Here is a 13946-nt window from a genome sequence, read left to right on the forward strand (position 1 = left end):
AAACAGAATAACTGAATGAACTTAAAGTAGAATAATTTAATAATTTCTTACATACCAGAAATTTACCGAAATTTACCGGAAATTTATCAGAATTTATCGGAAATTATCGGAAATTTATCAGAATTTACCGGAAATTTATCAGAATTTACCGGAAATTTATCAGAATTTACCGGAAATTTATCAGAATTTACCGGAAATTATCGGAAATTTATCAGAATTTACCGGAAATTTATCAGAATTTACCGGAAATTTATCAGAATTTACCGGAAATTTATCAGAATTTACCGGAAATTTATCAGAATTTATCGGAAATTCAGATAGCTCTCAGGGTTATAAAAGGCAGGCAAAATCATGGACATGTCAAAGTATATGGCCATTTTCAGGTCCGAATCTGAAAGATACATCAAAGAAATGAGCGATTCCCTGCTGGCGCTCGAACTGGATCCTGAAAATATCGAGCAGATGAATGTAATGTTCCGTGCGGTCCATACTTTCAAAGGCATGGCTGCGACAATGGGGTTCAGGCAGATTGTCGAACTAACACATGAGATGGAAAGCCTGATTGACAGGTTCCGTGCGGGGCGTTTGACTCTTGACTCTTCTTTAATTGATATTCTCTTCGAATGCCTGGATGCTCTGGAAGGGCTTGTTGAAAATGTCTGCAAGGGTGTAGAAAGTAAAACCGGAGAGAGAAGAAACGATAGAAATGAAAGTGATAAGTCTTATCCTGATGCCGGAGAAGTTCTGAACATTCTCAGGGCAGTAAATAATCCCTCAGAAGAAGTTATCTCTCGAAAAATTGAATCAGATTCCTTTTCTGCAGACATAAAAACAGAAGAAGAAGTAGATAAAAAAGAAGCGGCAGTGGAAAAAGAAAAAGAAGTAGAAATGGAAAAAGAAAAAGAAACAAAAGAAAGAAAAGAAGATAAAAAAGAGAAAGAGGAGAGGAAAGAGGAAAAAGACGAAGAAAAAGAAAGGGAAAAAGAGAAGGAAGAGAAAGGGAGAAGAGAAGAAGAGAGAAAAGAGAAGGAAGAGAAAGGGAGAAGAGAAGAAGAGGGAAAAGAAAAGGAGAAAGACGAAAAGAAGATAGAAAGTATAGAAGATAAGGAACTCGAAAGTATAAATGAAGAAATAAAAGAAAAGAAAAGATATACTGACTCTGGACCGGATTTTAAAGTAAAGAGTATACGGAGCTCAAGAATACAGGATTCAAAGACACAGAGTCCAAAAATACAGAGTTCAAGGATCAGTACGGAACAGTTAGATAAGCTGATGAATCTTGTGGGCGAGCTCATAATTAACAGGAGCAGGGTAAAAGAGCTTACGGGGGAATCTAAATCAAAGGACCTGGAGCTCGCACTTTCCGAATTCCAGAAACTAACCAGGGAACTTCAGGAAGAAGTGTTAGAGATAAGAATGGTTCCTCTGGATCATATAACCAATATTTTTCCCAGGATGATAAGGGATCTTGCAAGGGCGCAAAATAAAAAAATTAATTTTGTGATCAGGGGAAAAGAAATCAAGCTCGATAGAGCCATTATGGAAGAAATCGGAGATCCTCTGGTGCACCTGTTAAGAAATGCGGTGGACCATGGAATAGAAATTCCCGAAAAACGTGTGGAGCTAGGGAAAGAGGAAACCGGTACTATAATGATTACGGCTTCAAAACAGCAAAATTACGTTCTTGTCAAAATAGAAGATGACGGAAGAGGAATAAACGCAGAAGAAATCCTGAAAGCTGCCCTGGAAAAAGGCTTCATTTCGAGAGATGAAGCTGAACAGCTTTCGGAAAGAGAAGCAATACAGCTGATTTTTGCACCCGGATTCACTACTGCCAGCACGATAACAGATCTTTCGGGCAGAGGGGTTGGGATGGACGTTGTAAAGAACCGGATTGAACGGCTTGGAGGCTCCGTTAAAGTGGAATCGAACCCCGGATTCGGCTCAAGGTTTGAAATGAGGCTTCCCATAACAATTGCTCTTTATCAGGCTATGCTCGTGAAAGTCGGAATGGAAAGATATGCGATTCCTTTCACGAGCATAGCAAAAAGTATCTCTGTCAAGAAAGAAGAAGTCCGGCATATCAGGGGTGAAGAGGTTATTGTGATAAACGAAAAAGCGCTTCCTCTCCTTAGATTGCGTAAGCTGTTCCAGTTACCTGCCGTCCAGAAAGAAGAAAACCTTGTCATTGTTATAGTAGAAAAAGCCGGACAATATATGGGACTTGTTGTGGACTCCCTGCTTGGAAAGCAGGAAGTTATCATAAAAAATTTTAAAAGCAGGCTGCTGGAAAAAACCCGGGGATTTGCGGGAGCAACAATTCTGGGAGACGGGAGTGTCATTTTAATTCTTGACGTTAACTCCATAATCTGAAATCTTATTCAGGAACTGATAATTCCGGTAAATGCCGACAAGAAAGCGAATGCTTCAGATTAAAAGAAAGTAAATGGAGATAAATAAAGGTGGAGTAGAAATAAATGAAGAAGGAGTTAAAGAAAGCAAAAAAGGAATAAGATCAAATCAAAAAGGAGATAAAAACGGAATCAGAGTAAATGAAAAGAGAAATAAAAACGAAATAAAATCAAATGAAAAAGGAATAAAATCAAATGAAGAAGGAAATAAGGCAGGCCAGAATTTCGAGGAGGACCCGGGATTTGAACTGCTAAAAAGAGTGGTTACGGAAAGTACTGGTTTTAACTGTGAGCATTATAAAGAAGCCCATTTCAGGCGTAGAATTAATGTCCGGGTCAGAGCTACCAATTCGGAGAATTATGAAGAATACCTCAGGGTATTGAAAAAGGATTCGGAAGAACATGAATATCTTGTTAAAGCCCTTACCATAAACGTCAGTGAGTTTTTCCGAAACCCGGAAACTTTCGGAGTAATTGAAAAAGAAGTTATCCCCTTTCTTATAAGATCCAGATCGGATTCCATGATAAAATCGATCCGTATCTGGAGTGCGGGCTGTGCAACAGGAGAAGAGGCATATTCTCTTGCCATTTTGCTGCACAAAATTCTCGGGAGAGACTTCGACAGGTATAGAATAAGTATTTTAGGTACTGATATTGACAATTCAAGCCTTGAAAAAGCCCTAAAAGGGATTTACGGGGAAAATGTGCTTAAAAATGTGGATGCCAGTCTAAAAGAAAGCTATTTCATAAAGCAGGGTGAGACATATCAGGTTTCCGAGCAGCTAAGAAGTATGATACGCTTTAAAAGGCATGATATGCTATCGGAATCGATGTCGAAATTCTGTGCAAATCGTTTTGACCTTATAATCTGTAGAAACGTCATGATATACTTTAAAAAGGAAATTCAGGAACAATTGCAGCTTAATTTTCATCAGGTTTTAAACAGAGGAGGGTTTTTTGTGATAGGAAAAGCTGAAACACTACTGGGAACCGCTTCAAATCGTTTTAAGCCTTACAATGCAAGAGAACGTCTGTATATAAAAGAAACTTAGAATGCTTAAAGATGTTTGAAAGACAAGAAAATTGAAAACCTGAAAGATCTGAAAGAACTGAAAAGTCTGAGTTACCTGAAAAGTCTGAGTTACCTGAAAAATATAAAAGTCTAAAAGGTTTGAAGAGAATGAAAGGGGACATTCATGGAAAAAATCAGAAGCTTGAGTGAATTTGAATACGGAGCGCTGGAAGAGATAGGCAACATAGGGATCGGAAACTCAGCAGTTTCTCTTTCCAGGATCGTAAACGGTATTGTCTATACCAGAGTTCTCGATACAAAATTTGGGTTAATCGAAGATATACCGAAAATAGCAGGCTTTTCAGAGTCCCCGGTGTTGGGTACTTTGATGCGTATCAAAGAGGATCTTACTGGTTATATACTCGTCTTTTTCCCTGGAAACAGCGCAAAAAACCTCTGTCTTAGCCTTTCGGGTGAAGAGAGAAAAGGAAATCTGACCGATTCTATGAATCTGTCTATAATTGAAGAAGTCAGCCACATCCTGGCAGGGACCTACGTAACTTCCCTCGCGAAATTTCTGAAACTTAATCTTTCGATATCAATACCCTGTGCAACATATGATATGTCTGGAGCCATTTTCAATTCGGCAGTCACAGAGATAGGGTACATAGCAGATTTCGCACTTATGATTGATGCGGAATTTTTGATAAAAGAAAAGAAAATTAAAGGAAACATACTAACTTTACTTGACCCGGAATCTCTGGACAGTCTATTAAAAAGAATTAATTCAATGATTAATCAAAATCCCTGATATAATTTAAAGAATCAAAATCCCTGGTAACTTTGACGAATCAAAAATCCCTGATATACTTTAACGAATCAAAATCCCTGATTTACCGAACATAAATAGCAGATTATAAAGATAATAAGCAAACAATAAGGAGGTTTTACATATTGGCAGAATCAGGCATAGTTATGGTAGGTATTGGAGACTATGCAATAGTTAAAAGCCCTGTAAAAATTAAAACCTCCGGGTTGGGCTCCTGCGTAGGGGTAACCCTCTATGACAGGCAGGAAAAAATAGGAGGGCTTCTCCATACTATGCTTCCGAATATAAAAAGAGCAGGGATAAAGGATAATCCCGCCAAGTTTACAGACGCAGGGATAGAGTACCTTGTGGCCGAAATAATAAAAAACGGAGGTTCCAGAAAAAAACTTGAAGCAAAACTTGTCGGGGGGGCAAGCATGTTCGAAAACTCACGTATGAATATAGGTGAGAGAAACATTAAGAGTGCAAGAGAAACCCTGAAAAAACTGGGAGTCGAAATCATAGCTGAAGATACAGGGAAAAACTACGGACGCACAATAATATTCGATACTTTTACTGGCGATCTCCTTATAAAGACAATTCTAAGAGGGGATAAAGTAATCTGAGAGCAACGAAGCCCTTCTCTTTTAAGATCCTTTTTACAAGTTATTTGTGGTCTTTACAGTTTATTTATGGTTTGGCCGGCATACGTACTTCCTGATTCTTTTTATGTTTTAGCTGCGTAACGTATTTTCCGATTCATTCTAAAATACCATCCAACTTTTTTTAATTTCTTTTCCTTGAAAAATTATATATTTGATATAAATATTATAATAGACATTCATTAGCTAATCGATTAAACCGATTAATTAAACCCGAGAGAATTAAAAGTACCACAAAACTTTAAGTGTATGCCTGAGATTAAGTAACTCTGCGATTATGTGACTTTTTCTGTAAGGCATAAACAATCCAGCCAAGCATGAACAACCGGCATAGCACAGATAATCCGAACACAGCATAAATAGTTAAAAAATATCTAAAGCAGGCTAAAAAATAATGTATTATGCCTGGACTGTGCTGGACAAAATTGATACTGGATTGTACTGGTACTGAATTGTACTGGTACTGGATTGTACTGGAATATGCTAAAATATGCTAACTTATAGTAAGATATCAAGCCTGGATATCAGAATAATTAATAACGAAAAGTAAATAGGGGATTTTCATGGAAATCAACGGAGTAGAAATTGAAGATACGTATGCAGAAGCGTTTCCGATCAAGATTGCAAGAGTGCTCATAACAGCAGTAACTAAACGCTGGGCACAGGTAGCAGCCACTGAAGCCACTGGCTTTGGGACATCAGTTATAATGTGCCCTGCAGAGGCCGGAATTGAAAGGTTCGCAAGCCCCAGCGAGACCCCCGACGGAAGACCTGGAGTCTATATCCAGATCTGTACTTTCAAATACGAAGCTCTCGAAGAACAGCTCCTTGAGAGGATAGGGCAGTGCGTACTTACAGCTCCTACAACTGCAGTTTTTAACGGGCTGCCTGATACTGAGAAACAATTTAATGTTGGCTTTAAACTGAAATTTTTCGGAGACGGCATGGAGTCCGAAGCCCAGGTTGCAGGCCGCAGAGTATACAAAGTCCCGATCATGGAAGGAGACTTTGTGACCGAAGACAATATAGGAGCCATAGCCGGAATTGCAGGCGGAAACTTCTTTATCTTCGGAGATTCCCAGATGAGCGCCCTGACTGCAGCCGAAGCTGCCGTGGACGCAATTGCAGAACTTGAAGGCACAATTACCCCCTTCCCCGGAGGCATCGTTGCAAGCGGGTCCAAATCCGGAGCAAACAAGTACAAATTCCTGAAAGCTACTGCAAATGAAAAGTTCTGCCCCTCCATAAAGGACAAAGTAGAAAACACTGAAGTCCCGGCAGATGTCAATGCTATTTATGAAATCGTTATCAACGGACTTGATGAAGCAAGCATAAAAGCAGCCATGAAAGCTGGAATAGAAGCTGCAGTTACTGTCCCCGGAATCAAGAAGATTTCCGCAGGGAACTACGGCGGCAAACTGGGTAAGTACCAGTTCAAACTTCACGAGCTCTTCTGAGCTCAAAAATTCTCTTTTTTAGCAGTTCTATTTCCTTTTTTCAGACTCCACCGGTTCTTTTGAATTCAAAAATTCTTTTTATCAGTCTATCTCCCTTTTTCCCATATGTCTTTTTCACACCGTTTATCAGGTACTTCTCTTTTTTCTCTCATAACCTCTTTATCAGGTACTTCTCCGTCTTCCTCTCGTACCTTTTTATTACATACTTCTCCATCTTTCTCTCGTACCTTTTTATTACATACTTCTCCGTCTTCCTCTAGTACCTTTTTATTACATACTTCTCCATCTTTCTCTCGTACTTTTTTATTACATACTTCTCCATCTTTCTCTCGTACTTTTTTATCACAGATTTTCTTGTCACATACCTTTTTATTTTCCAAACTGAATTACTTTCGGCAAAATATTTACTAAGTAAGCTTAAAATAAGCTTAAAGCAAGTTTAAAGTAAGCTTAAACTAAGCTTAAAGTAAGCTTGAAGTAAACTTTAAAGTCCATTCTTTAGAAGTCTATTTTTAAGGGGATTACTTTTCTGATTAAGAAAGTTACTTTTCAAATTCGGAGAAACAAAGTGAGAGGGGAAACATGAACAGACAAAAAACCAATTATTTGATAGACCTTGCCCTTACAACACTGTTTTTCGGAGTCGCAGGTACAGGGCTTTTCATGTATTTTTTTATACCTTCGGGAGTTCAAAGGGGCAGATATATTGTGTACATGGGGCTGACGAAAGCTACCTGGATCTGGATACATAGCAGAATCGGAATCCTGATGATAATTCTGGTGCTCATTCACCTTATCCTGCATCGGAAGTGGGTTGTATGCACTACAAGGAATTTTTTCAGGAAAGAACATTGTGAGCTCGAAAAAGTGGATTCATAAAAGAATGCTGACTGGAAAAGAAGAGCCATCAGGAAAAATACGGAAAAAAATGGGCCCTGAAGAAGTATAAGTAGGAAAAAACTCTGGAAAGCAAAGATGTCATCCCGCTACCAGAGAACTATTTTAGAGAACTACTTGTTGTTTAGAGAACTACTTGTTGTCCTATTAGAGTCCTAGCGCGCTGAACCCGGAATGAAGAAGGTCCTGCGGGTCAAGGCCAGTAACCTGTATCATTACATATGCCCCGAGGAAGGTACCTATCACACTTCCGATATTGGCAAAACTGGCCACAAGAAGGACACGCATGAACCTGTTTTTGAACATTTCTTTGAAAGTATCTATCCCTGCAAGGGCTTTAATGTCGTCAGTGGTAGGGTTACGCTGTTTTGCTTCTACCAGACCTGCAAACCAGCCTGCAGCCATCATGGGGTTCAGCGAGGTTAACCAAGCAACTGAAAAGGCAGTAAGGGCAGAGTAGGGATGTCCTCCCGCCAGCAGGGCGCCGGCTGCACTCAGGATTCCGTTAATGAGGAACCACCATACGAAAGCTATTAAAAGGAGTTTTAGGGGAGTACCCGATGCTATAAGCAACAAAAAAACCAGAATTGCAAGCCCAACTATTCCAAAACCGACAATTTTGCCGATTCCAATGCGTTTTTTAGGAAGCTCCATAAGAGTGCTGAGTGGAGGAATGCTCTTTGGGTTTTTCAGGTAATTAATTACTCCGGGCTTATGTCCTGCTCCGATCACCGCAACAATAGTTTTATTTCCACCTGCCGCCACCCTGAGAATACTTCCTGCAAGGTATGCGTCACGCTCATCTATGAGAGTTTCAGCAGCAGTTGGGGCAAATTCTCTGAGCTCACTGACAAGGGCTGTGACCACATCCTGTTGAGTGATCTGATCGATATCGATCTCGGACCCACCTATTCCTATCAGGCCGCCTACGAGAGAACCGAGCATCTTTATTTTTTCCACGAATTTCATGCGGCCCCAGAAACGCTGGAGCGTCACCTGGATATCCCTGTCAATTAAAGCTACTCTGGCTCCTGATGCTTCTGCCTCCGCAATTGCGGAAAGCATCTCAGAACCGGGTTTTACACCCATGTCTTCCCCGATCTTTTTCTGCACATAGGCAAGCAGCCAGTGAACCAGGTAATAGTATACCTTTCCTTCACTGAGAATTTCCTTTATTGGAAGCTGATTAGTCTCCGGGATGTTTCCTTTCAGAGAATCATAACGTGCCCGGCAGAGCTCAACAGCTACAATATCAGGTTTAAGGTTCCTTATAGCATCCCTGACTTCAGCCACGCTCTTTTCCGAAACGTGAGCCGTACCTATGAGCACAACTTTTGAAGGCTGAAACGGGGCAGCCGGATTATTCCCGTCCAGAGCTGGAGGCTGGAAAGAAGAAGGAACTAAAAGTTCCGAAGCTGAATCAGGAAGAGGTTCCGCAATAAGCTCGGAACTTATATCGAGTTTCACTTCGGTATTTCCGACTTCTGCTACAGGAGACGGTACAGAAATTCCGGTCTTCTCTGGCTTGTTGATTGAAGAATCAGAAAGCTTAGACTTTCCGACAGAAACATTATCTTCCGCGGATTCGGTTGTAAGTTTGTCCATAGAGTATATTGACTCCTGAGATGAACTATGAAAATTGTATTCAGGATCCTTGTCCTGAGAATCTGTAATTTTAGACCTGTCCATTATCAGTCTCTCTATTGCGGCAGATTAGAAATAACGCCTACCGCTGCCAATTCGAAGATATTAAGTGAATGGTTTGAGTATACAGGTAATTTAATGCATGGTATTATTAAACTATACACATTAAATAAGTTACACATGTTATATAACTGATCCGTAAAATGGCTGATCTGTAAACCGTCAATTTATACATAACCAACCTGCATCGCAGCCAATTTTTACATCATAGCCAACCTATACGTCGCAACCGATATGGTATATAGCCGATCTTTACACCAAAGCCGTCTGCACATCATGACCGATCCGTACATAGTCAATTTATACGGATCTGAATATAAGACAAATTATATCATACAACGAAATAACTAATTATAATCCCGAATACCAAACTATACTTCAAAGATATAAAACTATACCTTGTAGAATAAACTGTACTTCAAAGATATTAAATTACACATTTTAATTACACGTTCTAAGATGTATATTTTAAATCCCAGATGATAGTTCCAAAAAGGAATCTTTGGAGCAGCATTCTGGGGATTATTCTGGGAGCACATTCTGGGAATTATTCTGGGAGCACATTCTGGGAATTATTCTGGGAGCACATTCTGGGAATTATTCTGGGAGCGGCATTCTGGGAACATCATTCAGATCTGAGCCTCAGGGTCCTGACAAGGTCTGTTCTGGAAAGTACTCCTATAAGATCCCCATTATCAATGACCAGAACTCTTCCTATGTTCCTGGCTGTAACTAGCTTGAGGGCGTCACTTGCCTGAGCGTTCGAAGGAACGGATATGATATCTCGGGTCATAATATCTGAGACGCGGGTTACAGGGCGGTCAAGGGTGGAAACACGCTGGATATCGGTAAAAGTCACAATCCCTTTCAGGCTGCCTCCGTCTACCACAGGGTAACCCATATGTTTTTTCTCAAACATAAATTGAACAAGCTCATCAATATTCATGGAAGAGGGCACTGTAACTACACTTTTTGTCATTATATCTTTTACAAGAACATTTTCCAGAGTTACGGATGCCTGGGTGGAGCGTTCCTCTTCGGATGCACCAACATAAATGAAGAGAGCAATCAAAGGGAACCAGAGGTTTCCTACAAGAATTCCGAAAATCGCCATCAGGATGGCAAAAAACTTCCCTACGGCAGCTGCACTCTGCGTAGCTTTGACATAAGACATTCTTCTGGCATAGAAAGCACGGAGTACTCTGCCGCCGTCCATCGGGAATGCGGGTAGCAGGTTGAAAACTCCAAGAATTATATTCATGGCTCCAAGAATCCAGATTGTCAGAAAAACGGGATTTTCAGAAAGTGCAGAGTTTGGCGCAATTATGTTTCCATATATTAGCAGACAGACGCCGCCTATAATCAGGCTTGTTAGAGGTCCTGCGGAAGCCATCTTTGCTTCCTGTCCGGGATCCCTTGGCATCTCTTCCATTGAAGATACTCCTCCGAAAAGGAAGAGTGTGATGCTCTCAATATTTACTCCATAGCGCATTGCCAGATAGGAATGTGCAAGCTCATGTACAAGGATTGAGGCAAAAAGCAGGATTGCAGTCAGGGTCGAAAGCGCGTATTTTGTCGCAGGCGGCTCAACCCCTTGAAAGCCATAAGGGTATGGATTGATTGCAAAGATATATGCAAAAATGGGAAGTATCAAAAGAAAAGTGATGTGCAGTTTGATAGGTATGCCCATTATGCTTCCGATTTTCAATGCAGATTTCATAAAGTAAAGTACCCCCTTTATTTATCTAATACAAACACTTGATGAGATATATGAAATACTTGACGGACTATACGTGAAATACTTACTATACGTGAAATACTTACTATACGTGAAATACTTACTATACGTGAAATACTTACTATACGTGAAATACTTACTATACGTGAAATACTTACTATACGTGAAATACTTACTATACGTGAAATACTTACTATACGTGAAATACTTACTATACGTGAAATACTTACTATACGTGAAATACTTGATAGATCTTATAATCAGACTGTAATTTGAAATATATTTAAAACAGGCTAATAAGCCGTGTGACATAAAGATATGCATATCTGAAATAGGCTGACAGACTACATAAACATGTGACAGGTTGCTAAACCTGAGTTGAAAGCCGCTAAACTGCTTTTCAAAATCTTTGCTTTATTTCTTAATTTTAGCTTATTACTTCTATTACTTTTTATTACTCTTTACTCTTAACCCATTAAACCTGATTCGAGGGACGGAAACTGTCGTGTACCCAGAAGTATGCATTATATTAATTTAAATAGTATAATTATCTTTGCATGCCTTAAATAGGAAAGGATCCCCGAATCTAATTTATGAATTCAATTTATAGATCTTTCTAACCCATAAAACGTCATTAACCGTTTTGATTCATTTTGTCACGCTTGTTGTTTTGAGTCATTTTTATCACGCTCAACGCAGGAGAACGGTCTTACAAAGTAAAAAGAGGAAGAAGAAAAAGACCCAAGAGAAAGAAGAAAAAGACCCAAGAGGAAGAAGAAAAAGACCCAAGAGAAAGAAGAAAAAGACCCAAGAGAAAGAAGAAAAAGACCCAAGAGAAAGAAGAAAAAGACCCAAAATAAAGACCAGGAAGTAAAATGTAGTAAAAAATTTCAATATCTAACAGTATCAACCGATTAATCGGAACCGCCAGAAAAGTTGAAAACGGAAAAAGGGAAACAGAAAGGAATAAAAAAGTAATCACATTAGGAATAAAAAAGCAATCATCTTAGGGATAAAAAAGTAATCATCTTGGGGATAAAAAAGTAATTACTTTAAATTTCTGATGTCACTTTTTTAAGATCCTTTACAAATATTTCGATATCTTCTGGAGTATTATGCGGCATCAGAACCAGGCGGAGGGTTCTCGGAGTACGGGTAATTGAAACATTCCAGCCGAATCTTTCAAGCAGCTGTTCTCTGACAAGGTCAGGGTCCGGGACTTTCAGAGTAACCACGTTCATGACAGGTTCAAGCAGGGGTTCGAAACCGATTTTTCGAGCTTCTGCGACCAGTTTTTCGGTAAGCTGCATGCAATACTGCACATTCTTTCTGTAACCTTCATTACCAAGATATTTCATGACAGCGCAGGTAGCGGCAGCTGAAGCTCCGCTCCTTGTGCCTGTAAGTGTGAACTGGGACTTTGTGGTAAGGTATGGAGTGTTTACCTTAAGAGAATCAAGGAAAGAAGGGGACCTGAAAAGCAGAGCTCCTGACGGAATTGTGGACAGGCCCATCTTGTGGGGGTCTATGGCAATCGAAGTAACGCCTGGTACTTTAAAATCAAAAGGCTGGGGTTTTTCGAGAAAAGGAATTACAAAACCTCCAAAAGCCGCATCGATATGCAGAAAAAGCTCGTTTTCAAGCGCTATTTCCGAGAGTTTGTCAATGGGATCTATCTGGCCAAATTCGGTATTTCCTGCTATCCCTACAAGTCCCATAGTGTTTGAATCAATAAGACTTTCAACGGAGGTCAGGTCAACCCTGAACTCCGAATCCAGAGAAGCCCTTCTGACCTCTATCCCCATCATGTCTGCAACCTTATCGAAAGAAAAATGCGCCGACTCGGGAATTACAATGTTTAGAGTTCCTTTAAGCCCTTCTTCTCCTGCGGTTACAAGGTTTTTCATTCCTCTTACAGCCTGAATATTGGATTCGGTACCTCCTGTAGTAAGGTAGCCACAAACCGAACTCTCACAGGAACCTCCGGAAGGAACGTCAATCGATGGAGCGTTGAGAAGCTCTCCAAGCATCCTGACAACCTCCTGTTCAAGCCTGTGGGCTCCGGCAAAAAGCCCGAGATCGCCAAGGTTGGCCTCAATAAAGAGCCTGTTAGCCTCAGCTGCGATCTTATGAGGGTGAGTACACATTGAACTTAAAACCCGATAATAATCCGTATCTTCTGACTTCGCATTTTCCAGATAGGAAAATATCTCTTTTTCAGAAAGACCCTGCTCATTCATACAGGTAAAGTAAAACCAGTTTTATTTAAAATACTTATGGAATAAACCTAAAAAAATTCATCTCCCTAACTTCCAAAAAAACAAATAAAGCCTTAATTAGCCGGCAATTCTGGCTAGATTTGAAAAAAATTTGAACGAAAAGAAATCCAGCTAAAAGAAAATGAAATAACGGAATAATTGAACAAATTAAACAAATTGAAAAACAGAAAAAAGAACTGAAAAGAAAAAAGAAAGATTGGTTTCTAGATTGATTTTGTGATTGATACTTATTTGATGTTTAAATAATTGATAATTTATCAAGTATAAGTTAACCTTAAAGTTATTTTGCTTTCAAGAAAGGCTTTGATGGCTTTCAAGAGAGATTAGAGAGAGACCCCTTTATTTCTACTGGAGATCTAAATTGGGGTTTGAAGTCCAGCTTTTTTTGGTTAATTTAATAGAGTGAGTTTAAAAAAATAAATTTATTTTAATCGAATTTTAAATTAAATTATGTTTTTTCTTTTTCAAAATATAGAACTTTAATAACAAAATATATATACATTTAATGTTATAACATAACAACATTATTTTGTTCCCATAACAAAATAAAACCACTTTTTATTTTGTTCTGTACAATCCCAAAAACCTTTCATTGGAAACCATAGGGTCCGGGGGTTATATAAACATTCCAGTAGAAATAAAGGGGTCTAAACTTTTCCTTTAATATCCAATCCAGAATTTTCCTTAAAAATAAGAATATTTCACAATAATCAATTTTGAAATTCAATTTTGAAACGGAGTGAAGATTAACTTTGAGATACTTTGAGATTTCGAAAATAATTAACTTCTAAAATTCTGATGCAAAACTCCTGTTTTCAAATGTTCATTCTAATAATTGAACTTCTGAACTCACTTTTACTCTTTTTTACTCTTTTTATACTCTGTTTTAGAATCTCAATCTTTCAGGAAATTAACGGCCATAATGACTGGAGAATGGTAACAAACTTACATCTTAAAAGTAAAATTAGATCTCGAAAT

General features: G+C 39.1%; 11 protein-coding genes. 7 read left to right on the forward strand and 4 right to left on the reverse strand.

Features of this window, described 5'->3' with window-relative positions; genetic code table 11:
- Positions 1 to 351 precede the first annotated feature (351 nt).
- From ACSAZL_RS20435 to fhcD, 5 genes are all read left to right on the forward strand, one after another.
- Positions 352 to 2373, forward strand: coding sequence for a chemotaxis protein CheA (locus ACSAZL_RS20435; protein ID WP_440946390.1), 2022 nt, complete (start codon positions 352 to 354; stop codon positions 2371 to 2373).
- 73 nt (positions 2374 to 2446) lie between these two features.
- A complete protein-coding gene (locus ACSAZL_RS20440) occupies positions 2447 to 3463 on the forward strand; it encodes a CheR family methyltransferase (RefSeq protein ID WP_440946391.1) in 1017 nt (338 codons plus the stop codon).
- Positions 3464 to 3607: 144 nt separating this feature from the next.
- Positions 3608 to 4234: a chemotaxis protein CheC gene (locus ACSAZL_RS20445; RefSeq protein ID WP_440946392.1), complete on the forward strand. Its 627-nt coding sequence runs from the start codon at positions 3608 to 3610 to the stop codon at positions 4232 to 4234.
- Positions 4235 to 4398: 164 nt separating this feature from the next.
- Positions 4399 to 4857, forward strand: coding sequence for a chemotaxis protein CheD (locus tag ACSAZL_RS20450; protein WP_440948921.1), 459 nt, complete (start codon positions 4399 to 4401; stop codon positions 4855 to 4857).
- A gap of 599 nt (positions 4858 to 5456) precedes the next feature.
- Positions 5457 to 6350 (forward strand): formylmethanofuran--tetrahydromethanopterin N-formyltransferase, encoded by an 894-nt coding sequence (fhcD, locus tag ACSAZL_RS20455; RefSeq protein WP_440946393.1) that lies wholly within the window; start codon positions 5457 to 5459, stop codon positions 6348 to 6350.
- 86 nt (positions 6351 to 6436) lie between these two features.
- Here the strand turns inward: fhcD and ACSAZL_RS20460 are convergent, their stop codons facing one another.
- Positions 6437 to 6730 carry a hypothetical protein gene (locus ACSAZL_RS20460; RefSeq protein ID WP_440946394.1) on the reverse strand — a complete coding sequence of 98 codons (294 nt, stop codon included), beginning with the start codon at positions 6728 to 6730 and terminating at the stop codon, positions 6437 to 6439.
- A 202-nt stretch (positions 6731 to 6932) separates the two neighbouring features.
- Between ACSAZL_RS20460 and ACSAZL_RS20465 the strand changes: the two genes are divergently transcribed.
- Positions 6933 to 7229, forward strand: coding sequence for a DUF4405 domain-containing protein (locus ACSAZL_RS20465; protein ID WP_440946395.1), 297 nt, complete (start codon positions 6933 to 6935; stop codon positions 7227 to 7229).
- A gap of 165 nt (positions 7230 to 7394) precedes the next feature.
- Here ACSAZL_RS20465 and ACSAZL_RS20470 read toward each other — a convergent pair whose 3' ends face one another.
- Together ACSAZL_RS20470 and ACSAZL_RS20475 are read right to left on the reverse strand one after the other, a co-directional pair.
- Positions 7395 to 8936, reverse strand: coding sequence for a TraB/GumN family protein (locus tag ACSAZL_RS20470; RefSeq protein ID WP_440946396.1), 1542 nt, complete (start codon positions 8934 to 8936; stop codon positions 7395 to 7397).
- Positions 8937 to 9576: 640 nt separating this feature from the next.
- Positions 9577 to 10671 (reverse strand): CBS domain-containing protein, encoded by a 1095-nt coding sequence (locus ACSAZL_RS20475; RefSeq protein ID WP_440946397.1) that lies wholly within the window; start codon positions 10669 to 10671, stop codon positions 9577 to 9579.
- A 661-nt stretch (positions 10672 to 11332) separates the two neighbouring features.
- Here ACSAZL_RS20475 and ACSAZL_RS20480 point away from each other — a divergent pair.
- Entirely contained in the window at positions 11333 to 11563 is a 231-nt protein-coding gene (locus tag ACSAZL_RS20480; protein WP_440946398.1) for a hypothetical protein, read from the forward strand.
- Positions 11564 to 11741: 178 nt separating this feature from the next.
- Here the strand turns inward: ACSAZL_RS20480 and mfnA are convergent, their stop codons facing one another.
- Entirely contained in the window at positions 11742 to 12929 is a 1188-nt protein-coding gene (gene mfnA / locus ACSAZL_RS20485; RefSeq protein ID WP_440946399.1) for a tyrosine decarboxylase MfnA, read from the reverse strand.
- Positions 12930 to 13946 lie beyond the last annotated feature (1017 nt).

Origin of the sequence: Methanosarcina mangrovi, assembly GCF_052057765.1 — an archaeon.
Lineage (GTDB): Archaea > Halobacteriota > Methanosarcinia > Methanosarcinales > Methanosarcinaceae > Methanosarcina.

Coding starts and splice junctions, on each gene's coding strand:
- ACSAZL_RS20435 (WP_440946390.1), top strand. CDS start 352: ATGGACATGTCAAAGTATATGGCCATTTTCAGGTCCGAATCTGAAAGA.
- ACSAZL_RS20440 (WP_440946391.1), top strand. CDS start 2,447: ATGGAGATAAATAAAGGTGGAGTAGAAATAAATGAAGAAGGAGTTAAA.
- ACSAZL_RS20445 (WP_440946392.1), top strand. CDS start 3,608: ATGGAAAAAATCAGAAGCTTGAGTGAATTTGAATACGGAGCGCTGGAA.
- ACSAZL_RS20450 (WP_440948921.1), top strand. CDS start 4,399: ATGGTAGGTATTGGAGACTATGCAATAGTTAAAAGCCCTGTAAAAATT.
- fhcD (WP_440946393.1), top strand. CDS start 5,457: ATGGAAATCAACGGAGTAGAAATTGAAGATACGTATGCAGAAGCGTTT.
- ACSAZL_RS20465 (WP_440946395.1), top strand. CDS start 6,933: ATGAACAGACAAAAAACCAATTATTTGATAGACCTTGCCCTTACAACA.
- ACSAZL_RS20470 (WP_440946396.1), bottom strand. CDS start 8,936: ATGGACAGGTCTAAAATTACAGATTCTCAGGACAAGGATCCTGAATAC.
- ACSAZL_RS20475 (WP_440946397.1), bottom strand. CDS start 10,671: ATGAAATCTGCATTGAAAATCGGAAGCATAATGGGCATACCTATCAAA.
- mfnA (WP_440946399.1), bottom strand. CDS start 12,929: ATGAATGAGCAGGGTCTTTCTGAAAAAGAGATATTTTCCTATCTGGAA.